Consider the following 22,236-nt stretch of genomic DNA (forward strand, 5'->3'; position numbering starts at 1 on the left):
AAGATAGCGGATAATAAAACATGACCTGCGCATCGGCTAGGGCCGGGGGATCCGCTGTAAATGACTGAAGATGTTCGCTTAAACCAGATAGAAGACTGGCTGACCACCGTTCTACCGGAAATTTTCCGGGAGCAGGCCTGGGGCGAGGTGCCGCTCGGCAGCCTGACCGCGGCCAGCAGCGATGCCAGCTTTCGCCGTTATTTTCGCTGGGCCGGCGCGGGACGCAGCCTGATCGTGATGGATGCGCCGCCGCCGCAGGAGGACTGCCGTCCGTTCGTCCAGGTGGCCGCGCTGCTGGCCGAGGCCGGGGTACATGTGCCGCGCATCCTGGCTCAGGATCTGGAGCGTGGCTTCCTGCTCCTGAGCGACCTCGGCACCCTGACCTACCTGGAGGTGATCAACCCGGCGAATGCCGACGACTACTTCCAGGCCGCCATCGAGGCGCTGCTGGCCTTCCAGGTCAAGCAGCCGACGAACGGCAGTCTGCCGCTCTACGATGAGGCTCTGCTCGCCCGCGAGCTGAGCCTGTTCCCGGACTGGTACGTCGGCCGCGAACTGGACACGACCTTCAGCGCCGCGCAACGCGAACGCTGGCAGGCCATCTGCCGGTCGCTGATCGACAGTGCCCTGGCGCAGCCGCAGGTGCTGGTGCACCGGGACTTCATGCCGCGCAACCTGATGCTCAGTACGCCCAATCCGGGCGTGCTGGACTTCCAGGATGCGGTCATCGGCCCGGTGACCTACGACATCACCAGCCTGTTCAAGGATGCCTTCCTCAGCTGGCCGGAGCCGCTGGTACAGCGCTGGCTGCTGGGCTACTGGGAACAGGCGCGCGCCGCCGGGGTGCCGGTCCAAGCCGACTTCGCCGACTTCCAGCGGGCCTCGGACCTGATGGGCGTGCAGCGTCATCTGAAGGTGCTGGGCATCTTCGCCCGCATCTGGCACCGCGACGGCAAGCCGCGCTACGTCGCCGACACGCCCCGCTTTCTCGCCTATATCCGCACTGTGGTGGCGCGGCGACCGGAGCTGGCCGACCTGGGGGCGTTGCTGGATGAATTGCACGCCGAGCGAGTCGCCCCATGAAGGCCATGATCCTGGCGGCGGGCAAGGGCGAGCGGATGCGCCCGCTGACCCTGAATCTGCCCAAGCCGCTGATCGTGGTGAACGATCTACCGCTCATCGAGCATCACATCCGCGCGCTGGTCGCGGCGGGTATCAGCGACCTGGTGATCAACCACGCCTGGTTGGGGGAGCAACTGGAGGCCGCCCTGGGCGATGGCAGTCGCTTCGGCGCCACCATCTGCTTCTCCGCCGAGCGGGAGCCGCTGGAGACCGGTGGGGGCATCTTCCAGGCGTTGCCGTTGCTCGGCAGCGAGCCCTTCGTGCTGGTCAATGGCGACATCCGCACCGATTTCGACTTCGCCACCCTGGCCCTGCCAGCCGGCTGCCTGGCGCATCTGGTGCTGGCCGATAATCCGCTGCATCACCCGCTCGGCGACTTCGGCCTGGTGGAGGGTCGGGTCACCCTGGAGGGCGTGGGCAAGCGCACCTACAGCGGGATCGCCGTCTTGCATCCCCGCTTGTTCGAAGGCTGTACGGCCGGGGCTTTCAAGCTGGTCGATGTGCTGCGACCCGCCATCGCCGCCGGCAAGGTATCCGGTGAGCGTCTCTATGATCGCTGGGTGGACGTGGGCACCGTGGAGCGTCTGGCCGAGGCCGAGCTGCTGTTCGGGTTCGCCCGGTGAGACTCTGGTTCTGGCCGTTGACGCTGCTGGGCTTCCTGGCCGGCTGGGCGGTGGCCAGCATTCCCGGTGCGTTGCTGGTGGCGCTGCTCGCCCACGCCGCGGAGCGCCAGCTGGGGCTGACCTCCCTGGCCGGCTGGAAGGCGCGCTGGCAGGGGCGCCCGGGGCGCTTCGAGCACCAGGCGCAATTCCAGATGCTCGGCCGGCTGGCCAAGCGCGGCGGCCGGGTGCTCAGCGCGCACATCCGCCAGGCCGAGGGCGAAATCGAGCGCCTGGGGCTGGATGGCGGCGAGCGCAAGCGTGCCATCGCCGCCTTCGAAGAGGGCAAGAGCGGCACCCTGCCGTCGACAGCCGAACTGCAGCGGCTCAGCGAGCGTAGCGACACCATCCTGCGTGCCTGTTGGCGGATGGTCTGGATCAGTGGCAGCGTCCGCCCGGGCGATCGCGACGAGATAGTCGGCTGGGGCCAGGCGATGGGGCTGGGCGAGGCCCAGGTCCTGGCGCTGCAACCGCCGGTGCAGACGCCGCCGCGCCAGCCCAGCAAGGAGGAGGCCTATCGCAAGGCCCTGCAACTGCTCGGCGTCACCGACGATGCCGATGCCGCCACCGTGAAGCAGGCCTATCGCCGGTTGCTCTCCCGTCATCACCCCGACAAGAAGGCCGGTGCCGGGGCGGGCCAGTCGGCGGTCTATGCCGCGGCCCAGCGTACCGCCGAGCTGCACGCGGCCTACCAGCTGATCAAGACGCGTCGGGGCTTCCGCTAGCGGCCGGCGGCAGGCGCTCCAGCCAGGCGCGCAGGCGACGGAGGGTCTGCTCCTGTGCCGCGGCCCGATCACCGGGGATGAGCGGCAGGTCGATCTGGCGATAGCCCTGGTTGGCCTTTTGCGCCGCGCGTTCCTTGCGCCGCTGAGCGGCCGCACCGGGCGCGTGCACCAGGTCGGCGATCTGCAGGTCGGTCTTGCCCATGGTGGCGTCCAGGCGCGGCGGCAGGCCCTGGGGCTCACGGCCGTCGATGAGCGCCAGCTGCTTGACCTCGGCCGGCTCCTTTTCCGCCAGGTAGCGCGCCGCCCAGTAGGCACCGGTGCCGTGACCCACCAGCACGATGTGCCCCGCGCCCTGCTGCAGGGCCAGGTCGATACCGGCGGCGATGCGTGCCAGCACCCGGGTGGCCTGGGCATTGGCCGCGGCCTCGGGATCGCTGGGGGCGACCGCCGCCTGGGCCGGCTCGCCACTGCCGGCCTCGGCCACCGATGGAGCCGCGGGCGCCGTGCCACTGCCGCCGGTCACCGGCGGGGGCGTCTGCTCGTTGGTGGCCTGGGCGTCGGTGTCCGCCGGCGCGGTGGTGCGGGCGATGGCCGCCAGCGGATCGTAGGGATCGGGCAGGCTCAGGCTGATGGTCTGCCAGCCATAGCTCGGCAGCGCCTGGCGCAAGGGTGCCACCACCGTCGGCCAGTCGGCCGACTCGCCATCGCCCGGCACCAGCACCACTGTCCCGGCGGCCTTGGCGCGGGCGGCCGGCAGCAGCAGGGCGAGAAAGGACTCGTCGCCGGCTTGCAGGGTCTTCTGCTGCTCGGCCGGCAATTGCCGCATCAGCGCCTGCTGCTGCTCCTGGCTGCGCTCCAGCGCCGGGGCCACGGCAGCCGCCGGAGCCGCGGGCGCTTCCGGCGCCGGGGTGGGCGCCTCTTCGGCGAGGGCCGGTGCGGCGAGGCCGAGCAGGAGGAGACAGAGCGGCAGGAGGGCAGGCGACGACATCGGGCGGAATCCTCGGCAAGGAGACGGTTGACCCCGGCGAGCCTACCGCCGTTCGCCCGGCCGGGGCAGTGGGAACGCCTTAGCCGCGGGCGGATCTCCGTTACAATGAGCGCCTTAACCTTCGCCGAGGCTATCCCCCATGCAACCCTTCGCCATCGCTCCCTCGATCCTGTCCGCCGATTTCGCCCGTCTCGGCGAGGAGGTCGACAAGGTCCTCGCCGCCGGTGCCGACATGGTCCATTTCGACGTGATGGACAATCACTATGTGCCCAACCTCACCATCGGGCCCATGGTCTGCAAGGCGCTGCGCAACTACGGGGTGACCGCGCCCATCGACGTGCACCTGATGGTCAAGCCGGTGGATCGCATCATCGGCGACTTCATCGAGGCCGGGGCCACTGACATCACCTTCCACCCGGAAGCCTCCGAGCACATCGACCGCTCGCTGCAACTGATCAAGGATAGCGGCTGCCGCGCCGGCCTGGTGTTCAACCCGGCCACCTCGCTGGACGCCCTCAAGTACGTGATGGACAAGATCGACATGGTGCTGCTGATGAGCGTCAACCCCGGCTTCGGCGGCCAGAAATTCATTCCCGGCACCCTCGACAAGCTGCGCGAGGCACGCGCCCTGATCGACGCCTCCGGTCGGCCGATCCGCCTGGAGATCGACGGCGGCGTCAACGTCAAGAACATCGGCGAGATCGCCCGCGCCGGGGCGGACACCTTCGTCGCCGGCTCCGCCATCTTCGGCCAGCCGGATTACGCCGCGGTGATCCAGGCGATGCGCGCCGAACTGGCCAAGGCCCGTTCGGTATGAGTGCCCTGGTGCGACTCGGCGGGGGGCATCCCCCCGCCCTGGTGATGTTCGACCTCGATGGCACCCTGCTGGATTCCGCGCCGGACCTGGCGGCGGCGGTCGACGCCATGCTCGATCGCCTGGGCCGTCCGCCGGCCGGCCTGGCCAAGGTCCGGCTGTGGATCGGCAACGGCGCCCGGGTGCTGGTACGCCGGGCCCTGGCCGATGACCTGGAGCACGCGGCGGTGGCGGAGGCCGATGCCGACCGCGCCCTGGCGCTGTTCATGGAACTCTATGGCGGCAGCCACGCCCTGACCCGGGTCTATCCGGGGGTGCTCGACAGCCTGGCGTTGCTGCGCACCCTGGGCGTGCGCCTGGCGGTGATCACCAACAAGCCGGAGCGCTTCGTCGCGCCGCTGCTGGCCGACATGGGGCTGGGTGAATTCGACTGGATCGTCGGCGGCGATACCCTGCCGCAGCAGAAGCCCGATCCGGCCGGCCTGCTGCACGTGATGCGGCAGGCGGGCGTGTCTGCCGCGCAGGCGCTGTTCATCGGCGACTCGCGCAACGACATCCGCGCCGCCCGCGCCGCCGGAGTGGGCTGCGTGGCCCTCAGCTACGGCTACAACCATGGCGAGCCCATCGCCGCCGAAGCGCCGGATCTGGTGGTCGACGATCTGCGCGAGCTGTTCCTCTAGGGGCGTGCTCCGGGGCTGGGCGGCGCCGGCCGGTTGCCATGCCGCGCCGGCTAGGCTAACGTGGGCCTTCAATCCCGCCCCAAGAGCAAGAGATCGCATCGTGGTGGTCACCCGCACAGGCTCCTCGCGAGCATGGATGAAAGTCATCAAGGCCCTGGCCCGTTGGCGCTGGCGCGCCTGATTTCGTCCTGGCCGGTATCGGACCGGCACGCTGTGCACCCGACCTTTCGTTTTCCTCGCCACGAGGCTGATCATGACCCGCGACGACTTCCTGCGCCTGGCCGCTCAAGGCTATAACCGCATTCCCCTGGCCTTCGAAACCCTGGCCGACTTCGACACCCCGCTGTCCCTCTATCTCAAACTGGCCGATGCGCCCAACTCCTATCTGCTGGAGTCGGTGCAGGGCGGCGAGAAGTGGGGCCGCTATTCGATCATCGGCCTGCCCTGCCGGACCCTGCTGCGCGCCCGCGGTTACCAGGTCACCGTGCACGAGGGCGAGCGACAGCTCGAAGCGGCTACGGTCGAGGATCCGCTGGCCTTCGTCGAGGCCTTCAAGGCTCGCTATCGCGTGCCGGTGGTGCCCAACCTGCCCAAATTCGATGGCGGCCTGGTGGGATACTTCGGCTATGACTGCGTGCGCTACGTGGAGAAGCGCCTGGGCGCCAGTCCCAATCCCGATCCGCTGGGTACCCCGGACATCCTGCTGATGGTGTCGGACGAGGTGGTGGTCTTCGACAACCTCGCTGGCAAGCTGCACTGCATCGTGCTGGTCGACCCCAGCCAGCCGGAGGCCTACGAACAGGGCCAGGCCCGCCTGGCCGCGCTGCGCGAGCGCATTCGCCAGCCCATCGCCCCACGGCTGGGCCTGGATTTCGCCGCGGTGGGCAGCGGCAGCGAGCCGGCGTTTCGCTCCAGCTACAGCCGCGCCGACTATGAACACGCGGTGGAGCGGATCAAGGACTACATCCTGGCCGGCGACTGCATGCAGGTGGTGCCTTCGCAGCGCATGACCATCGATTTCAAGGCGGCGCCCATCGATCTCTATCGGGCGCTGCGCTGCTTCAATCCCACGCCCTACATGTACTTCTTCAACTTCGGCGACTTTCATGTGGTCGGCAGTTCGCCCGAGGTGCTGGTGCGGGTGGAGGACGGCGAGATCACCGTGCGTCCCATCGCCGGCACCCGGCCGCGCGGCGCGACCGAGGAAGCCGACCTGGCGCTGGAGCGTGACCTGCTGGCCGATGCCAAGGAACTGGCCGAGCACCTGATGCTGATCGACCTGGGCCGCAACGACGTGGGCCGGGTCTCCGCCACCGGCAGCGTGACCCTGACCGAGAAGATGGTCATCGAGCGCTACTCCAACGTGATGCACATCGTCAGCAACGTCACCGGTCGGCTCAAGCCCGAGCTGAGCGCCATGGACGCCCTGCGCGCCATCCTGCCGGCCGGCACCCTGTCCGGGGCGCCGAAAATCCGCGCCATGGAGATCATCGACGAGCTGGAGCCGGTCAAGCGCGGCATCTACGGCGGCGCCGTGGGCTACCTGGCCTGGAACGGCAACATGGACACCGCCATCGCCATCCGCACCGCGGTGATCAAGGACGGCGAACTGCACGTCCAGGCGGGCGGCGGGATCGTCGCCGACTCCCAGCCGGCGGCGGAATGGGAAGAGACCCTCAACAAGCGTCGTGCCATGTTCCGCGCCGTCGCCCTTGCCGAACAGTCCGTCTGAGGAGCCTGCCATGTTGCTGATGCTGGATAACTACGATTCCTTCACCTACAACCTGGTGCAGTACCTGGGCGAACTGGGCGCCGAGGTGAAGGTGGTGCGCAACGACGAGGTCCCGGTCGAGGCGATCGAGGGCCTGGCGCCGGAGCGCATCGTCGTCTCCCCCGGTCCCTGCACGCCCAACGAGGCGGGGATCTCCCTGGCCACCCTGGAGCGCTTCGCCGGCAAGCTGCCGGTGCTGGGCGTCTGCCTGGGCCACCAGAGCCTGGGCCAGGCCTTCGGCGGCGAGGTGGTGCGGGCGCGCGAGCCGATGCACGGCAAGACCAGCCCGGTCTACCACAACGGCGAAGGCGTCTTCGCCGGTCTGCCCAACCCCTTCACCGTGACCCGCTACCATTCGCTGGTGGTCAAGCGCGAGACCTTGCCCGAGTGCCTGGAGATCACCGCCTGGACCCAGCACCCGGACGGTAGCATGGATGAGATCATGGGCCTGCGGCACCGCGAATTCATGATCGAAGGGGTGCAGTTCCACCCCGAGTCCATCCTCACCGAGCACGGCCACGACCTGCTGGCCAACTTTCTCCAGCAGCAGGGAGGGCGCCGCTAGATGGACATCAAGCAGGCCCTGAGTCGCATCAGCGGGCAACTCGACCTCAATGTGGCCGAGATGCAGGCGGTGATGCGCCAGATCATGACCGGGGGCGCCGACGAGGCGCAGATCGGTGCCTTTCTCATGGGCATGCGCATCAAGAGCGAGACCATCGACGAGATCTGCGGCGCGGTGAGCGTGATGCGCGAACTGGCCACCCCGGTGGAGCTGCCGAGCCTCGACCATGTCGTCGACGTGGTCGGTACCGGCGGCGACGGCGCCAACATCTTCAACGTCTCCTCGGCCTCGGTGTTCGTGGTGGCGGCGGCGGGTGGCAAGGTCGCCAAGCACGGCAACCGCGCGGTGTCCGGCAAGAGCGGCAGTGCCGACCTGCTGGAAGCCGCCGGCATCTACCTGGAGCTGACCCCCGCGCAGATCGCACGCTGCGTCGAGCAGGTGGGGGTGGGCTTCATGTTCGCCCAGTCGCACCACAGCGCCATGCGCCACGCCGCCGGGCCGCGGCGTTCCCTGGGGCTGCGTACCCTGTTCAACATGCTCGGCCCGCTGACCAATCCGGCCGGTGTGCGCCACCAGGTGGTCGGGGTGTTCAGCGCCGCCCTCTGCCGGCCGCTGGCCGAGGTGCTGCAGCGCCTGGGCAGTAAGCATGTGCTGGTGGTGCACTCCCGTGACGGCCTGGACGAATTCAGCCTGGCCGCCGCCACCCAGGTGGCCGAGCTCAAGGATGACAGCATCAGCGAGTACCAGGTGCTGCCGGAAGATCTGGGCATCAAGAGCCAGAGCCTGGTCGGCCTGACCGTGGATGGCCCCGAGGCCTCCCTGGCGTTGATCCGTGACGCCCTGGGGCGGCGCAAGACCGAAGCCGGGCAGAAGGCCGCCGACATGATCGTGCTCAACGCCGGCGCGGCGCTCTACGCCGCCGATCTCGCCCAGAGCCTGCACGAGGGTGTGCTGCTGGCCCACGATGCGCTATACAGCGGCCTGGCGCGGGAAAAACTGGACGAGCTCGCCCATTTCACATCCGTCTATCGCGAGGAGGGTCGCCTGTGAGTGTGCCAACCGTGTTGCAGAAGATTCTGGCCCGCAAGGCCGAGGAAATCGCCCAACTGAAGGCCCGTACCACCCTGGCCGAGCTCGAGGCCCAGGCCCGTGCCGCCGATGCCCCGCGCGGCTTCGCCCGGGCGCTGCAGGCCCAGGTGGCGCGCAAGGAAGCGGCGGTCATCGCCGAGGTGAAGAAGGCCTCGCCGAGCAAGGGCGTGATCCGCGAGCACTTCGTGCCGGCCGAGATTGCCCACAGCTACGCCCAGGGTGGCGCCACCTGCCTGAGCGTGCTCACCGACGTGGACTTCTTTCAGGGCGGCAACGCCTATCTGCAGGAGGCGCGCGCCGCCTGCCAGCTGCCGGTGATTCGCAAGGACTTCCTCGTCGATCCCTACCAGGTGGTGGAAGCCCGCGCCATCGGTGCCGACTGCATCCTGCTGATCGTCGCGGCGCTCGACGATGGCCTGATGGGGGAACTGGCCGCCACCGCCAAGGACGTCGGCCTGGACGTACTGGTCGAGGTTCATGACGGCGCCGAGCTGGAGCGGGCCCTGAGCGTGCTGGATACCCCGCTGGTAGGCGTCAACAATCGCAACCTGCACACCTTCGAGGTCAGCCTGGAGGCCACCCTGGATCTGCTGCCGCGCATCCCCCAGGACCGCCTGGTGATCACCGAGAGCGGCATCCTCAACCGCGCCGACGTCGAGCTGATGGAGATCAACGAGGTCCGTGCCTTCCTGGTCGGCGAGGCCTTCATGCGGGCCGACGAACCCGGCCAGGAGTTGCAGCGGCTGTTCTTCCCCGAGCGGCGCTTCCCGCTCGACGCCTGATTCCGCGGCGTGCCGCACCGAGGCCCTGGTGGACGACACCAGGGCCTTTTTTCTGGTCAGGCTGATCCAGGTCGACCGCCGTCCACCCCGGACGGCGGGAGCGACCTCCGTGTGTCCACAGCCGACGCAGGGCTTTGTTCTACCGGCATAAACCCCGTTAATGACGTCCGATTCGCCGAACCCTGGCGAATCCGGAGCAGTCTGGCCATCGCTCCGGCGCAGCAGGCCATCCACCACTGGGGCAGGTAGAACCATGGCAACGGAAGAAAAGAGCGCAACGCTCGACATCAGCATCACCGATCCCTCCCGAACCGAGGAGGCCCGGCGCGACAGGCGCCTGGCCGGCACCACGGACTGGTTCGTCTTCGGCGTGACCAGCATCGCGGCGCTCGCCTTCGTCATCTGGGGCTTCGTCAGCCAGGCGAGCCTGGCCGCGAGCGCCTCCCTCGCCCAGGGCTGGGTCATCAGCCGCTTCGGCTGGCTGTTCGTGCTGACCTCCACCGGTTTCGTGGTCTTCGTCATCTGGCTGGCCGCCAGTCGCTATGGGCGCATTCCCCTGGGGCGGGACGACGAGCAACCGGAATTCCGCACGCTGTCCTGGGTAGCGATGATGTTCAGCGCCGGCATGGGCATCGGCCTGATGTTCTTCGGCGTGGCCGAGCCGCTGTCGCACTATCTCAATCCGCCCCCCGGCTCCGCCCCGGGGCAGACCAGTGCCGCGCTGCAGGTGGCCATGGCCACCACACTGTTCCACTGGACCCTGCACCCCTGGGCCATCTATGCCGTGGTCGGCCTGGCCATCGCCTATGGCACCTATCGCCGGGGGCGCTCGCAGCTGATCTCGGTGGCCTTCCGCCCGCTGATCGGCAAGCACGCCAACGGCCCCCTCGGTCGCGTCATCGACATGATGGCGATCTTCGCCACCCTGTTCGGCTCGGCGGCCTCCCTGGGGCTGGGCGCCCTGCAGATCGCCGGGGGACTCGAGCACAACGGCTGGATCGAGCAGCCGGGCAAGCTGCTCTACGTCGGTATCATCACGGTACTGACCGTGGCCTTCATCGTCTCCGCCGTGTCCGGCGTCGACAAGGGCATCCAGTGGCTGTCCAATACCAACATGGTGCTGGCGGTGGTGCTGGCGTTGTTCGTCTTCGTCGCCGGTCCCACCCTGCTGATGCTCAACCTGCTGCCGACCGCCATCGGCGACTACATCAACCTGCTGCCGGAAATGATGGCGCGCACCAGCGCCAGCGGTGGCGAGGCCATGGGCAACTGGCTGTCCAGCTGGACCGTGTTCTACTGGGCCTGGTGGATCTCCTGGACGCCCTTCGTCGGCATGTTCATCGCCCGCATCAGCCGCGGCCGCACCATCCGCCAGTTCGTCAGCGGGGTGCTGCTGGTCCCAAGCCTGGTCAGCGTGGTCTGGTTCGTCATCTTCGGCGGTGCCGCGGTCGATGCCATGCGCCTGGGCGCCTTCACCCTGGTCGACGGTGCGGTGAACAGCAACTTCGCGCTCTATGACCTGCTGGCCAGCTATCCCTGGGCGTCCCTGACCTCGGTGCTGGTGATGGTGCTGGTGGCGATCTTCTTCGTCTCCGGGGCCGATGCCGCGTCCCTGGTGATGGGCACGCTGTCCGAACGCGGGACCACCGAGCCGTCGCGGCGCACGGTGATCTTCTGGGGCGCCCTGACCGGGGCGGTGGCGGCGATCATGCTGGCCATCGGCGACCCGGGCAATCCGGGCGCCGCGCTCACGGGCCTGCAGAATCTGACCATCGTCGTCGCGCTGCCCTTCGTGGTGGTCATGGTGCTGCTCTGCCTGGCCCTCTATCGCGACCTGCGCTGCGATCCGCTGATGCTGCGCCACCTGCGCGGGACCGAGTTGATCGAGAAGGCGGTGCTCTATGGCGCGGCCAAGCACGGCGAGGAATTCCACTTCGTGGTGGGCGAGCCGAAGTCGTCCCAGGCCAAGGCAGCGGAGGCTGGCGAGCAGGTCACGGTGACCTTGGAGAAGGAGGTCAAGGCCTGATGCCGTGACGGGGCGGCCCCCGCCGGCTGGCGGAGGCGCGTCGGGGCGGGGTTCAGCGGGTGCCGAACACCACCATGGTCTTGCCCTTGACGTGGACCAGACCCTGTTCTTCGAGGGACTTCAGCACGCGGCCGACCATCTCGCGCGAGCAGCCGACGATACGGCCGATCTCCTGGCGGGTGATCTTGATCTGCATGCCGTCCGGGTGGGTCATGGCATCCGGCTGCTTGCACAGGTCGAGCAGGGTGCGGGCCACGCGGCCGGTGACGTCGAGGAAGGCGAGGTCGCCGACCTTGCGGGTGGTCTGCCGCAGCCGCTCGGCCATCTGGCGGCCCAGGGAGAACAGCATGTCCGGATCCTGCTGGCTCAGTTCGCGGAACTGGCCGTAGCTGATCTCGGCGACTTCGCACTCGGTACGGGCACGGACCCAGGCACTGCGCTCGGGCTCGCTGCCTTCCTTGGAAAACAGCCCCATCTCGCCGAAGAAATCGCCGGCGTTGAGGTAGGCGATGATCATCTCGCGGCCTTCATCGTCCTCGATGAGGATGGTGACCGAACCCTTGAGGATGAAGAACAGGCTTTCGCTGTTGTCGCCAGCGTAGATGATGGTGGTTTTTGCCGTGTAGCGGCGACGCGAGCAGTGCGCTAGCAGCTTGTCGATGTGCTGTAACTTCGCGGGTGGGATGATAGCGGCCATGCTGATTCCTGAGGTTGAAAGCTAACCTGAGTCGGGGGCACCGAGGTCCGAACCGGTGCATGCACAGGCTGCGCCGGTTCCGATTCAAAGACCGGATGAGAACATGCGCAGCTTAAATGCGAGCTGAATAACCCTACACTGCCAGCCAGTTTACGCCATTCAGCATGTTAAGCTGATCACCATTTGCATATATAAGTAGGACGAAAGCGATGAAAGCGCGCATTCAGTGGACGGGCGAGGCGATGTTCCTCGGCGAATCCGGCAGTGGCCACGTGGTCGTCATGGATGGCCCGCCGGAGAGCGGTGGTCGCAACCTCGGCGTGCGGCCGATGGAGACCGTGCTGATCGGCCTGGGCGGCTGCGCCAGCTACGACGTGGTCAGCATCCTGCGCAAGGCCCGGCAGCCGGTGGAAAGCTGCGAGGCCTTCCTCGACGCCGAGCGCGCCGAGACCGAGCCCAAGGTATTCACCCGTATCCACCTGAAGTTCGTGGTCAAGGGCCGTGGCCTCAAGGAAGCCCAGGTCAAGCGCGCCATCGAGCTGTCGGCAGAGAAGTACTGCTCCGCCTCCATCATGCTCGGTCGCGCCGGTGTCGAGATCAGCCACAGCTACGAGCTGGTCGAGCTCGGCTGAGACCCCATCCCGCCTGCGGCGCCCATTCGGGCGTCGCGCCTGGCGCGCCCGCGCCATCGCCGTCGACATCAATTCATCACCTGGGCCCGGCAGACTCTGGCCCCAGCCGCTGCCGATCTGCATAATGCGCCGCTCTTAAGGGGTCCCAGCCCCGACAAGTACAGCCAATCGCCATCGCGAAGAGGTGTTCGTCGCCCTACGCAGCTTGCGCCATCCGCAACTGACGGGCATTCAGGACCGCGGTCAGAGACCGCACGACGGGAGCTTTACCACCGTGAAAAGCAAACTCAGGCTCCATGGTTTCAATAACCTGACCAAGACCTTGAGCTTCAACATCTACGACATCTGCTACGCCGAGACGTCGGAAGATCAACAGGCCTATGTCCAGTACATCGATGAGGAATACGACGCCGAGCGTCTGACCCAGATCCTGACCGACGTGGTCGACATCATCGGGGCCAACATCCTCAACATCGCCCGCCAGGACTACGATCCCCAGGGCGCCAGCGTGACCATCCTGATCTCCGAGCAACCGGTCGAGCCGACCGAGAGCCAGATCGAGGAGTCGCCCGGTCCGTTGCGCGAGACCATCCTCGGCCACCTGGACAAGAGCCACATCACGGTGCACACCTATCCGGAGATCCATCCGGACGACGGCATCGCCACCTTCCGTGTCGACATCGACGTGTCCACCTGTGGCGTGATCTCCCCGTTGAAGGCGCTGAACTACCTGATCCACCAGTTCGACTCGGACATCGTCACCGTGGACTACCGGGTGCGCGGCTTCACCCGTGACATCGAGGGGCGCAAGCACTTCATCGACCACGAGATCAACTCGATCCAGAACTACCTGTCCGAGGACACCCGCGCGGCCTACCAGATGACCGACGTGAACGTGTACCAGGACAACCTGTTCCACACCAAGATGCTGCTCAAGGAGTTCGAACTGGACAACTACCTGTTCGGCGACGCCTCCCGCAGCCTCTCGACGGAGCAGCGCCAGCAGATCACCCAGCGTCTCAAGCACGAGATGCGCGAGATCTTCTCCGGGCGCAACCTGCCACGCTGAGTCCCCTCGGCGTTGCCTGCAGAACCCCGCCACGGCGGGGTTCTTGCGTTCTGGACGATCAGGGGTGGTCGTCGCGGGCGACTGGGGCGCCGCCGGTGACGCTCTTGACCACCCGGCCGATGGTCAGGCCCTGGCCAAGGATGGAAACCAGTACCACGATGTAGGTCAGCGCCAGGATCAGGTCTCGCTCGGGGCCGGCGGGCAGGCTCAGCGCCAGGGCGACCGAGACGCCACCGCGCAGCGCGCCCCAGGTGAGGATGCGCGCCGTGCCGCGGGTCATGTTGCGCCAGTGCGGGCTGAGCAGCACCACCGGCGCCACGCTGATCCAGCGGGCGAAGAGGATCGCCAGGGTGACCATGAAGGCCGCGCCGAGGTGGGTCCAGCTGAAGGGCAGCACCAGCAGCTCCATGCCGATCAGGGCGAACAGCAGGGCGTTGAGGATCTCGTCGATCAGCTCCCAGAAGCCGTCCAGGTAGCGCCGGGTGAAGTCGTTCATGGCCTTGGTGCGGCCCAGGTTGCCGATGATCAGGCCGGCCACCACCATGGCGATGGGGCCCGAGACGTGCAGGTGGCTGGCCAGGGTCGAGCCGCCGATCACCAGGGCCAGGGACAGCATCACCTCGATCTGGTGCTGCTCGATGCTCAGCATCAGCCAATAGCAGAGGAAGCCGATCACCAGGCCGAACAGGATGCCGCCACCGGCTTCCTCGAGGAACAGCCAGAGCGCGGCGTTGACCGTGGGCGCCTCGCCCAGCTGGATCACCCCCAGCAGCACCGAGTAGACCACCACGGCCACGCCGTCGTTGAACAGCGCCTCGCCGACGATGGTGGTCTCCAGCGACTTGGGTGCGCCGGCCGAGCGCAGGATGCCGAGCACGGCGATGGGGTCGGTGGGCGAGATCAGGGCGCCGAAGATCAGGCAGTAGAGCAGGTCGATGTGCCAGCCCAGCCAGCCGAAGATCCAGAAGGTCAGGTAGCCGATCAGCACCGTGGAGATGACCACGCCGAGGGTGGCCAGGCCGCCGATGGCCCACTTGTAGTCGCGCAGGTCCTTGAGGTTGACGTGCAGGGCGCCGGCGAACAGCAGGAAGCCGAGCATCCAGTTCATCAGCAGGTCGTTGAAGTCGATCTGTCCGAGCAGCTCGCCGATGCGGTGCTCCAGGCCCGGAAAGCCCAGCCAGGACAGGCTCTGCAGGCCGACCGAGAAGATCAGCGCGATGACCATGACACCGATGGTGGGCGGCAGGCCGACGAAGCGGAAATTGAGGTAGGTGAGCAGCGAGGTGAAGCAGATGAAGGCAGCAGCGAGTTCGAGCATGGGCGTTCCAGATCCATCAGACAACGAGCCCCCGCGAGCGCGGGACCTAGGGGTAGGATGGGGCCGGGGCCGCAAAAGTTACATCATCGATAGCCGACTATCGGATTAGTCGGGAAAAGCCCGCGTGGATCGCCGCTGCCCTGGCATTCGCGGCCAACGCCGGGGACGACCCACGTGAACGAGCGGATGGCGCCTGGCTAGAGCGGCGCCGCTGCGGCTGGCGCGGTCTCGCGCAGGGGCAGCGGGTGGGGCGCGGCAATACGGGCTTCCAGGGTCGCCACGTAGCTACGGGCGTCGGCTTCGCTGAGAAAGGTGATGGCCTGCTTGTCGAGGCAGACCTGCCAGGCACTGGTGGTGGACTTGCGCAAAGGACGAACCACGATCTTCATGCTGGTACCCTCGGGGACAGACGGACAGTGGAGTCCCGATTCTAGAGCGGTTTTGATTGCAGGACAGTGACATTCGTCGGTCGGGAGGCTAGGCGCGGGCCCGTTGCCGTTCGGCATACCAGGCTGCGAAGTCCTTGGGCGCCAGGGGCGGACTGAACAGGAAGCCCTGGCACTGCTGGCAGCCCAGCTTGCGCAGGATGTCCCACTGCTCGGTGGTCTCCACCCCCTCGGCCAGCACGTTCAGGTCCAGGCCATGACCCAGGGCGACGATGGCCGCGGCGATGGCCTGGGTGCCGTGGGTACCGCTGTCGCTGCGCAATTCGTGCATGAAGCTCTGGTCGATCTTCAGCTTGTCGAGGGGGAAGCGCCGCAGGTAGGCCAGCGAGGAGTAGCCGGTGCCGAAATCGTCCACGGCGATGCGCACCCCTAGCGTCTTGAGGGTGGCCAGCGACATCAGTGCCTCCTCGACGTTGTCCATCAGGGTGCCCTCGGTGATCTCCAGCTCCAAATGCTCGGCGGGCAGGCGGCTGCGCGCCAGGGCGCGGGAGATGGTGCTGGCCAGGTCGCGCTTGGCGAACTGGCGGGGCGAGATGTTGATCGCCAGGGTATCCAGCTCGAAGCCCGCTTCCAGCCAGCTGTGCATCTGCTGGCAGGCCGTCTCGATGATCCAGTCGCCCAGCGGCACGATGAGGCCGGTCTCCTCGGCCAGCGGGATGAACTCGGTGGGCGGGATGAGGCCCAGCTCGGGATCCTGCCAGCGGACCAGGGCTTCCACGCCGATGGCCTGGGCCGTGTTCACGTTCATCAGCGGCTGATAGTGCAGGACGAAATCGCCCCGCTTGAGCGCCGTGCGCAGCCGCGACTCCAGGTTGAGGCGCCGTCGCGACTGCTCGGTGAGGGCCTGGGTATAGAAGCGGAAGGTGTCGCGGCCCTGGTCCTTGGCCTGGTGCATGGCGGTATCGGCGTTGCGGATCAGGTCATCGGCGCTGTCGCCATCGTCGGGGAAGAGGCTGATGCCGATGCTGGCGCTGAGGTAGATGTCGTGGCCGCCCAGGGGAAAGGGCTGCTCCAGTTTGCCGAGCATCGCCTGGGCGATCTGGGCGGCGAATTCCGGGCGGTCTACCCGTTCGATGATGACCAGGTATTCGTCGCCGCCGAGGCGGGCCAGGGTGATGTCCTCGCTGAGCAGGGCGCGCAGCCGCGCGGCGAATTCCACCAGCAGTTCGTCGCCCAGGGCGTGGCCATGGCTTTCGTTCACGGTACGGAAATGGTCGAAGTCGAGGATCAGGACGGCGACCAGGTGTTGCTGGGACTCGGCCAGGGCCAGGGCGTGTTCGAGGTGGGTGCGCGCCAGCAGGCGGTTGGGCAGGTCGGTCAGCGGATCGTGATGCGCCAGGTGGCTGAGGCGCGCCTCGCTTTCCCGCAGCCGTGTGGTGTCGCTGACCGTGACCGTGTACTGCCGGGTCTCCCGGGGATAGAGGGTGTCGATGGCGGTCCAGGCGGGAAAGGTGCTGCCATCGACCCGTGGCCAGAGCAGCTCGCCTTCCCAGCGCCCCTCACGGCGCACCGTCCGCCACAGCTCGCGGTAGAAGCGCGGGTCCTGGCGCCCGCCGCCGGGCAGGCCCAGGCGCTGCCCGAGCAGGGCGCCTTCCTGGGTACCCAGCAGCCGGGCGAACGCCGGGTTCACCGCCAGGACCCAGCGGCGCTGGTCGAGCAGCAGCAGCCCATCGCGGCTGTTCTGGAACATCGCCGCGGCCTGGCGCAGGCTTTCTTCCTGCTGCTTGCGCAGGGTGATGTCCTGGGCGGTGCTGATGAAGTACTGGGGAATGCCGTGGTCGTCGCGGATCAGCCGGGTGGTGACGTTGGCCCAGACCGGCTGGCCGCTGCGGTGCAGATAGCGTTTCTCCAGGGTGTAGCGATCCTGGCCGGTGTCGACCAGCTGTTTGCGCAGGGCGGCGCCCAGGTCGCGTTCGTCCGGGTGGGTGACCGCGGCGGCGTCCTTTTGCAGCAATTCCGGTTGCGAGTAGCCGAGCATCTGGCAGAAGTGATGATTGACGCTCAGCCAGCGGCCTTCCAGGTCGCTGAGCATGATGCCGGTGTAGGCCTGCTCGAAGATGCCACGGTAGCGCGCCTCGCTGGCGCGCTGGGCCTGGACCACGCGCTGTTGCCGGATCGCCAGCACCGCCAGGCGGGTGAATTCGGTGATCAGCGCCTGGGTTTCCGGTTCGGGGAGGCGCGCCTCGCCGTAGTAGATGCCCAGGGCGCCGACGGCGCGCTGCTGCTCGTCCTGCAGCGGCAGTGCCCAGGCGCCACGGATGCCGGCCGCCAGGGCCGCCGGCAACAGCGGCTGCCAGGCGGGATCCAGCTCGACGTCGATGGTGAACACCGGCGCATTGCTGGTGACGGCGCTGCAGCAGCCCTGGTCGTGGCGCTGCCGGGGCACGCTTTCCAGGGCTGCCTGGAAGGCCGGCGGCAGGCTGGGCGCCGCGGCCACCCGGAGATGTTCGTCCTGGTCGTCCAGCAGCAGGGCGACGCGCATCTCGGGATAGATCCGCTCCAGCCGCAAGGCGATGCCCTGCTGAATTTCCGCCAGCGGCAGGCCGCTGAGCAGGTCATCGAGGACGTCGCTGCGAGCCTGCTGCAGCTGCTGGGCCTGGTAGTCGTGGTGGATGTCGGTAAGGGTGCCCTGGATCTCGCCATCCAGGCCCGCCCGCAGCTCCATCTGCATCCAGCGATGACTTTCCACCGACAGTCGCAGCCGTACCACGCCGTTCCAGTGCAGGCGTTGGGCCGCGGCGAAGTCGGCCACCAGCTGGCGCAGCCGGGCGCCATCCTGGGGATGGAAGGCCTGGTGCAGCGGCTGGTTGAGCTGCTGGGTCGCCGGTTGGCCGGTGAGGCTCTCCCAGGCCGGATTGAGAAATTGCCAGCGCCCGCGGTGATCACTGGCGAATACCACCAGTGGCAGGTGCTGGACCAGCTCGCGATAACGCCGCTGGCTGTCCTGCAGCGCCTGCTCGGCCAACTTGTGGCTGGTGATGTCGACCAGGGCGCCGCGGGTAATCCCGGCTTCGTCGAAGTCACTCTGCCAGTTGAGCCAGCGCCAGCTGCCCGTACCGTCGGCGAAGTGCGCGGAGAAATTCAGCGGGCCCTGCATGTGCTGCAGGCGTTCGAGCATGCTGCGCACATGGTCGCGGTCATCGGCGCGCGCGCAGGCGACGATGGTGGCGAAGTCCAGCGGCTCGCTGGTCGGCGGCTGGTGGAGCATCACCAGGCTGCGCTCGGAGCAACGCAGGCGGCCGTCCGGTAAGAGCTGCCAGTCACCAGTGTTGGTCAGCCGCTGGATGAAATCCTGGGTTTCGCGCTGCCGTTGCAGCGCTTGAATGACGCCTTCCCGCTGCCGGAACTGGCGTTGCATCAGCCAATGGAGCACCAGTGCGGTGAGACTGACGAAGCCCAGGCCCTTGAGCGTGTGCCAGGAGTAGTGACTCGCCCGCTCGCCGATCAGGGCTTGCAACAGGGCATCGCTGCCGATCACCCAGAGGGCGCTCAGCACCAGGTACGTCAGGGCAATGCGCGCGGGGGAGGGGAACCGCATCCCGGATCCTCGATGGCCCGATCGCAGGTGTCGGGTTCAGTTCCGCTTTGACCTGTCGGCGGTGCCGCAGTTCTGGTCAAGCCCAGCAGAATTGCTGCCTGTTAGGAGCCCTATCCCCCACGGCGGCAACCCGGGTGAAGAGAGCCTTCCAGACCGCCCCGGCAGGGTCATCCGATCTCGTGCAAATTACCAGGCCGTTTCGTCACTACCTTGCATTTTGCCCGCCAATCCAAGCGGCTGATTTGATTTAAGTCATTGATATATAACGTCTTTAATTGTCTTTGGAATTCGGCGCAAGCGTTGCGCTCTACATCTAGGTCGCTGCTGCCAGGACCTGGGCGCAGTACAACCAAGGAAAACAGGAGTCATCTCATGAAAAAGACTTTCGGTACCTTTGCCCTCGCTGCCGTCACCGCTTCCGTACTGAGCCTGCCGCTGGCCGGCGGTGCCTTCGCTGCCACCAGCCAGAACATGACCCTGGCGGCCAACAACACCGTGGACAAGACCGAAGAAGCCGCGTCCGACACCTGGATCACCAGCAAGGTGAAGGCGTCCTTCCTGGCTGACGAACACATCAAGGGTACTGCCATCAAGGTCGAGACCAACAAAGGCGTCGTCTCCCTGTCCGGTACCGTGGCCACCGAAGCCCAGCGCGACCTGGCGATCAAGGAAGCCAAGGCGATCAAGGGCGTCAAGGCCGTCTCGGCTGATGCTCTGAAAGCCGCTCAGTAATACCCGAGGACGATGGCGGCGCCGTGCGCTGCCATCTCCCTTCACCCCGGAGAACCGTCATGACCAGCACGACCGAAAACCTCAACGATCTGATCGAGATCGCCCGTGATGGCAAGAATTTCTATGAGCACGCCCTCACCGAAGTGAAGAACCCCGAATTGAAGGCGCTCTTCACCGAGATCGCCCAGAGCAAGGCCGAGATCATCAGCGCCTTGAGCAGCCAGGTATCGGCTGCGGGTGACAAGCCCGCCGAGCAGGGCACCTTCGCCGGCAGCTTCCGCAAGTACTACACCGACGTCAAAACCTCCTTCGCCAGCAAGGAGCGCGAAGAAGTCACCTACGTCAGCGAACTGGAAGAGCAGGAAGACCGCCTGCTGCATGCCCTGGAACGCGCCGTCAACGAACACGCCACGCCGGATGCCCAGACCAGTCTGCGCAGCCAGCTGGAAAAGGCCCGTGCGACCCATGATCGCATGCGTGACCTGAAGCACCGGATGCAAGCCGCCCACTGAGGCAGCCAGTACGAAAAAGCCCCGCCAAGCGGGGCTTTTTTTCGCGCTGGATTCAGCTCCCGGTCGCGCGATTGAGGCGGGCCTCGATCAGGCTGTCGACCACCGAAGGGTCGGCCAGGGTCGAGGTATCGCCCAGACTGTCCAGCTCGTCGCAGGCGATCTTGCGCAGGATGCGTCTCATGATCTTGCCGGAGCGGGTCTTGGGCAGGGCGGGGGCCCACTGCAGGAATTCCGGCTTGGCGAAGCTGCCGATCTGGTCGGCCACCTGCTGGCGGAGCTGCGCCTTGAGTTCATCGCTCGGCGTCACCCCTCCCTTGGTAGTAACGAAGGCATAGACCGCCTGGCCCTTGACCTCATGGGGGCAGCCCACCACCGCTGCCTCGGCCACGTCCGGGTGCTCGGTGAGTACGCTCTCCACCTCGGCGGTGCCGATGCGATGGCCGGAGACGTTGAGCACGTCGTCCACGCGGCCGGTGATCCAGTAGTAGCCGTCCTCGTCCCGCCGGGCACCGTCTCCGGTGAAGTAATAACCCGGATAGGCGCTGAAGTAGGTGTCGATCAGCCGCTGGTGATCGCCGTACACGGTACGGATCTGGCTCGGCCAGCTGGCCTTGATCGCCAGCACGCCACTGCCGGGGCCGTCGATCTCCCGACCCTGCTCGTCGAGCAGCACCGGCTGGACACCAAAGAAGGGCAGGGTGGCCGAGCCAGGCTTCAGGGCCAGGGCGCCAGGTGGCGGGGCGATGAGGATGCTGCCGGTCTCGGTCTGCCACCAGGTGTCAACGATGGGGCAGCGACCCTCGCCCACCACCCGGTGGTACCACTCCCAGGCCTCCGGGTTGATCGGCTCGCCGACGCTGCCCAGCAGCTCCAGGCTCTGCCGCGAGGTGCGCTGCACCGGCCCGTCGCCTTCGCGCATCAGGGCGCGCAGGGCGGTCGGCGCGGTGTAGAAGATGTTGACCTGGTGCTTGTCCACCACCTGCCACAGGCGACTGGCATCCGGGTAGCTCGGCACCCCTTCGAACATCAGGGTGGTGGCGCCATTGGCCAGCGGGCCGTAGACGATATAGCTGTGGCCGGTCACCCAGCCGACGTCGGCGGTGCACCAGAAGACCTGGCCTTCGTGGTAGTCGAACAGATACTTGAAACTCAGGGTGGCGCCCAGCAGGTAGCCCCCGGTGGTGTGCAACACGCCCTTGGGTTTGCCGGTGGAGCCCGAGGTGTAGAGGATGAACAGCGGGTCCTCGGCGTCCATGGGTTCCGCCGGGCAATCGGCCGCTGCCTCGGCCACCGCCTGGGCATAGGGAAGGTCACGACCCGGCTGGCGGGCCACCTCGGCGCCGGTGCGCTCGACCAGCACCACGGTGTGGACGTCCGGGCATTTGGCCAGCGCCTTGTCGACATTGGCCTTGAGCGGGACACGCTTGCCGCCGCGCACGCCCTCGTCGGCGGTGATCACCACCCGGCAATCGGAGTCGAGGATGCGATCGCGCAGCGCCCCCGGCGAGAAGCCACCGAACACCACCGAGTGCACCGCGCCGATGCGCGCACAGGCCAGCATGGCGTAGGCCGCCTCGGGGATCATCGGCAGGTAGAGGCAGACGCGGTCGCCCTTTTTGACGCCGCGATCCTTGAGCACGTTGGCCAGCCGGCAGACGCGTTCGTGCAACTGGCGATAGGTGATGGCCTGGCTGTCGGCCGGATCGTCGCCCTCCCAGAGGATGGCGGTCTGGTCGCCGCGAGCACCCAGGTGGCGATCGATGCAGTTGTAGGCGACGTTGAGCTGGCCGCCGCTGAACCAGCGGGTACGGCCCTGGCGCAGGTCACCGCTATGGACCTCGTCCCAGGTGCGGAACCAGTCGAGCAGGGCGCTGGCCTGTTCGCTCCAGAAGCGCTCCGGCTGCTCCACCGAGCGCTGGTAGAGTTCGCGGTAACGGGCTTCGTCCAGATGGGTTCGGGCGCTCAGGCGCTCAGGCACGGGGTAGCGTTGGCTCATGGCCGGCTCCTTCTTGGTGTTGTTGTGCTCCTAGTTTAGGCCGCGGAATGCGAGGCGGGGTTCAGCCAGACCCTA

Annotated in this window: 20 protein-coding genes; 14 read left to right on the forward strand and 6 right to left on the reverse strand. The window is 67.1% G+C overall.

Annotated elements, in window-relative coordinates:
- Positions 1 to 60: 60 nt before the first annotated feature.
- The 3 genes from FSV73_RS15010 to FSV73_RS15020 are packed head-to-tail and all read left to right on the forward strand — an operon-like array spanning position 61 to position 2,506.
- Complete coding sequence (locus tag FSV73_RS15010; protein ID WP_145008644.1) at positions 61 to 1,083, forward strand: aminoglycoside phosphotransferase family protein; 1,023 nt, start codon at positions 61 to 63, stop codon at positions 1,081 to 1,083.
- Complete coding sequence (murU, locus tag FSV73_RS15015; protein ID WP_145008645.1) at positions 1,080 to 1,745, forward strand: N-acetylmuramate alpha-1-phosphate uridylyltransferase MurU; 666 nt, start codon at positions 1,080 to 1,082, stop codon at positions 1,743 to 1,745. Before FSV73_RS15010 ends, murU begins: the two co-directional genes overlap by 4 nt.
- Positions 1,742 to 2,506: a DnaJ domain-containing protein gene (locus tag FSV73_RS15020; protein ID WP_145008646.1), complete on the forward strand. Its 765-nt coding sequence runs from the start codon at positions 1,742 to 1,744 to the stop codon at positions 2,504 to 2,506. The genes murU and FSV73_RS15020 overlap by 4 nt, the downstream gene beginning before the upstream one ends.
- Here the strand turns inward: FSV73_RS15020 and FSV73_RS15025 are convergent.
- A complete protein-coding gene (locus FSV73_RS15025) occupies positions 2,481 to 3,494 on the reverse strand; it encodes a DUF3530 family protein (RefSeq protein WP_145008647.1) in 1,014 nt (337 codons plus the stop codon). The genes FSV73_RS15020 and FSV73_RS15025 overlap by 26 nt on opposite strands.
- Positions 3,495 to 3,633: 139 nt before the next feature.
- Between FSV73_RS15025 and rpe the strand changes: the two genes are divergently transcribed.
- The 7 genes from rpe (at position 3,634) to FSV73_RS15060 (ending at position 11,221) form a co-directional block, all read left to right on the forward strand.
- On the forward strand, positions 3,634 to 4,311 hold the full coding sequence (rpe, locus tag FSV73_RS15030; RefSeq protein ID WP_145008648.1) for a ribulose-phosphate 3-epimerase: 678 nt from the start codon (positions 3,634 to 3,636) through the stop codon (positions 4,309 to 4,311).
- Positions 4,308 to 4,988 carry a phosphoglycolate phosphatase gene (locus FSV73_RS15035; RefSeq protein WP_145008649.1) on the forward strand — a complete coding sequence of 227 codons (681 nt, stop codon included), beginning with the start codon at positions 4,308 to 4,310 and terminating at the stop codon, positions 4,986 to 4,988. Before rpe ends, FSV73_RS15035 begins: the two co-directional genes overlap by 4 nt.
- A gap of 253 nt (positions 4,989 to 5,241) precedes the next feature.
- Positions 5,242 to 6,720, forward strand: coding sequence for an anthranilate synthase component I (gene trpE / locus FSV73_RS15040; RefSeq protein WP_145008650.1), 1,479 nt, complete (start codon positions 5,242 to 5,244; stop codon positions 6,718 to 6,720).
- Between the two features lie 10 nt (positions 6,721 to 6,730).
- Positions 6,731 to 7,324, forward strand: a complete 594-nt coding sequence (locus tag FSV73_RS15045; protein WP_145008651.1) for an anthranilate synthase component II — start codon at positions 6,731 to 6,733, stop codon at positions 7,322 to 7,324.
- Positions 7,325 to 8,374 (forward strand): anthranilate phosphoribosyltransferase, encoded by a 1,050-nt coding sequence (trpD, locus tag FSV73_RS15050; RefSeq protein WP_145008652.1) that lies wholly within the window; start codon positions 7,325 to 7,327, stop codon positions 8,372 to 8,374.
- Positions 8,371 to 9,195, forward strand: a complete 825-nt coding sequence (gene trpC / locus FSV73_RS15055) for an indole-3-glycerol phosphate synthase TrpC (RefSeq protein ID WP_145008653.1) — start codon at positions 8,371 to 8,373, stop codon at positions 9,193 to 9,195. Before trpD ends, trpC begins: the two co-directional genes overlap by 4 nt.
- Positions 9,196 to 9,448: 253 nt before the next feature.
- Positions 9,449 to 11,221 carry a BCCT family transporter gene (locus tag FSV73_RS15060; RefSeq protein ID WP_145008654.1) on the forward strand — a complete coding sequence of 591 codons (1,773 nt, stop codon included), beginning with the start codon at positions 9,449 to 9,451 and terminating at the stop codon, positions 11,219 to 11,221.
- 52 nt (positions 11,222 to 11,273) lie between these two features.
- Here FSV73_RS15060 and crp read toward each other — a convergent pair whose 3' ends face one another.
- Entirely contained in the window at positions 11,274 to 11,918 is a 645-nt protein-coding gene (gene crp, locus FSV73_RS15065) for a cAMP-activated global transcriptional regulator CRP (RefSeq protein WP_145008655.1), read from the reverse strand.
- 209 nt (positions 11,919 to 12,127) lie between these two features.
- On the opposite strand from crp, the gene FSV73_RS15070 reads away from it, so the two are divergent.
- The gene (locus FSV73_RS15070; RefSeq protein WP_145008656.1) at positions 12,128 to 12,550 is read left to right on the forward strand and encodes an OsmC family protein; all 423 of its coding nucleotides are present in this window, start codon (positions 12,128 to 12,130) and stop codon (positions 12,548 to 12,550) included.
- A gap of 274 nt (positions 12,551 to 12,824) precedes the next feature.
- The gene (gene speD / locus FSV73_RS15075; protein ID WP_026083764.1) at positions 12,825 to 13,619 is read left to right on the forward strand and encodes an adenosylmethionine decarboxylase; all 795 of its coding nucleotides are present in this window, start codon (positions 12,825 to 12,827) and stop codon (positions 13,617 to 13,619) included.
- Positions 13,620 to 13,677: 58 nt separating this feature from the next.
- Here speD and FSV73_RS15080 read toward each other — a convergent pair whose 3' ends face one another.
- The 3 genes from FSV73_RS15080 to FSV73_RS15090 all read right to left on the reverse strand — a co-directional run bounded on the left by FSV73_RS15080 (position 13,678) and on the right by FSV73_RS15090 (position 18,921).
- Positions 13,678 to 14,937, reverse strand: coding sequence for a cation:proton antiporter (locus FSV73_RS15080; RefSeq protein ID WP_145008657.1), 1,260 nt, complete (start codon positions 14,935 to 14,937; stop codon positions 13,678 to 13,680).
- Positions 14,938 to 15,134: 197 nt separating this feature from the next.
- Positions 15,135 to 15,326, reverse strand: a complete 192-nt coding sequence (locus tag FSV73_RS15085) for a hypothetical protein (protein ID WP_145008658.1) — start codon at positions 15,324 to 15,326, stop codon at positions 15,135 to 15,137.
- An 88-nt stretch (positions 15,327 to 15,414) separates the two neighbouring features.
- Entirely contained in the window at positions 15,415 to 18,921 is a 3,507-nt protein-coding gene (locus tag FSV73_RS15090) for a bifunctional diguanylate cyclase/phosphodiesterase (RefSeq protein WP_145008659.1), read from the reverse strand.
- A 372-nt stretch (positions 18,922 to 19,293) separates the two neighbouring features.
- On the opposite strand from FSV73_RS15090, the gene FSV73_RS15095 reads away from it, so the two are divergent.
- Together FSV73_RS15095 and FSV73_RS15100 are read left to right on the forward strand one after the other, a co-directional pair.
- The gene (locus FSV73_RS15095) at positions 19,294 to 19,653 is read left to right on the forward strand and encodes a BON domain-containing protein (RefSeq protein ID WP_007159717.1); all 360 of its coding nucleotides are present in this window, start codon (positions 19,294 to 19,296) and stop codon (positions 19,651 to 19,653) included.
- Between the two features lie 59 nt (positions 19,654 to 19,712).
- Positions 19,713 to 20,165: a PA2169 family four-helix-bundle protein gene (locus FSV73_RS15100; protein ID WP_145008660.1), complete on the forward strand. Its 453-nt coding sequence runs from the start codon at positions 19,713 to 19,715 to the stop codon at positions 20,163 to 20,165.
- 52 nt (positions 20,166 to 20,217) lie between these two features.
- Here the strand turns inward: FSV73_RS15100 and acs are convergent, their stop codons facing one another.
- A complete protein-coding gene (acs, locus tag FSV73_RS15105) occupies positions 20,218 to 22,161 on the reverse strand; it encodes an acetate--CoA ligase (protein WP_145008661.1) in 1,944 nt (647 codons plus the stop codon).
- Positions 22,162 to 22,236 lie beyond the last annotated feature (75 nt).

The organism is Pseudomonas oryzihabitans (assembly GCF_007665395.1).
Taxonomy (GTDB): Bacteria; Pseudomonadota; Gammaproteobacteria; order Pseudomonadales; family Pseudomonadaceae; genus Chryseomonas; species Chryseomonas psychrotolerans_C.

Bases quoted from the DNA above. Each gene is read 5' to 3' on its own strand.
- FSV73_RS15010 (WP_145008644.1), top strand. From the start codon at position 61: ATGACTGAAGATGTTCGCTTAAACCAGATAGAAGACTGGCTGACCACC.
- murU (WP_145008645.1), top strand. From the start codon at position 1,080: ATGAAGGCCATGATCCTGGCGGCGGGCAAGGGCGAGCGGATGCGCCCG.
- FSV73_RS15025 (WP_145008647.1), bottom strand. From the start codon at position 3,494: ATGTCGTCGCCTGCCCTCCTGCCGCTCTGTCTCCTCCTGCTCGGCCTC.
- rpe (WP_145008648.1), top strand. From the start codon at position 3,634: ATGCAACCCTTCGCCATCGCTCCCTCGATCCTGTCCGCCGATTTCGCC.
- FSV73_RS15035 (WP_145008649.1), top strand. From the start codon at position 4,308: ATGAGTGCCCTGGTGCGACTCGGCGGGGGGCATCCCCCCGCCCTGGTG.
- trpE (WP_145008650.1), top strand. From the start codon at position 5,242: ATGACCCGCGACGACTTCCTGCGCCTGGCCGCTCAAGGCTATAACCGC.
- FSV73_RS15045 (WP_145008651.1), top strand. From the start codon at position 6,731: ATGTTGCTGATGCTGGATAACTACGATTCCTTCACCTACAACCTGGTG.
- trpD (WP_145008652.1), top strand. From the start codon at position 7,325: ATGGACATCAAGCAGGCCCTGAGTCGCATCAGCGGGCAACTCGACCTC.
- FSV73_RS15060 (WP_145008654.1), top strand. From the start codon at position 9,449: ATGGCAACGGAAGAAAAGAGCGCAACGCTCGACATCAGCATCACCGAT.
- crp (WP_145008655.1), bottom strand. From the start codon at position 11,918: ATGGCCGCTATCATCCCACCCGCGAAGTTACAGCACATCGACAAGCTG.
- FSV73_RS15070 (WP_145008656.1), top strand. From the start codon at position 12,128: ATGAAAGCGCGCATTCAGTGGACGGGCGAGGCGATGTTCCTCGGCGAA.
- FSV73_RS15080 (WP_145008657.1), bottom strand. From the start codon at position 14,937: ATGCTCGAACTCGCTGCTGCCTTCATCTGCTTCACCTCGCTGCTCACC.
- FSV73_RS15085 (WP_145008658.1), bottom strand. From the start codon at position 15,326: ATGAAGATCGTGGTTCGTCCTTTGCGCAAGTCCACCACCAGTGCCTGG.
- FSV73_RS15090 (WP_145008659.1), bottom strand. From the start codon at position 18,921: ATGCGGTTCCCCTCCCCCGCGCGCATTGCCCTGACGTACCTGGTGCTG.
- FSV73_RS15095 (WP_007159717.1), top strand. From the start codon at position 19,294: ATGAAAAAGACTTTCGGTACCTTTGCCCTCGCTGCCGTCACCGCTTCC.
- FSV73_RS15100 (WP_145008660.1), top strand. From the start codon at position 19,713: ATGACCAGCACGACCGAAAACCTCAACGATCTGATCGAGATCGCCCGT.
- acs (WP_145008661.1), bottom strand. From the start codon at position 22,161: ATGAGCCAACGCTACCCCGTGCCTGAGCGCCTGAGCGCCCGAACCCAT.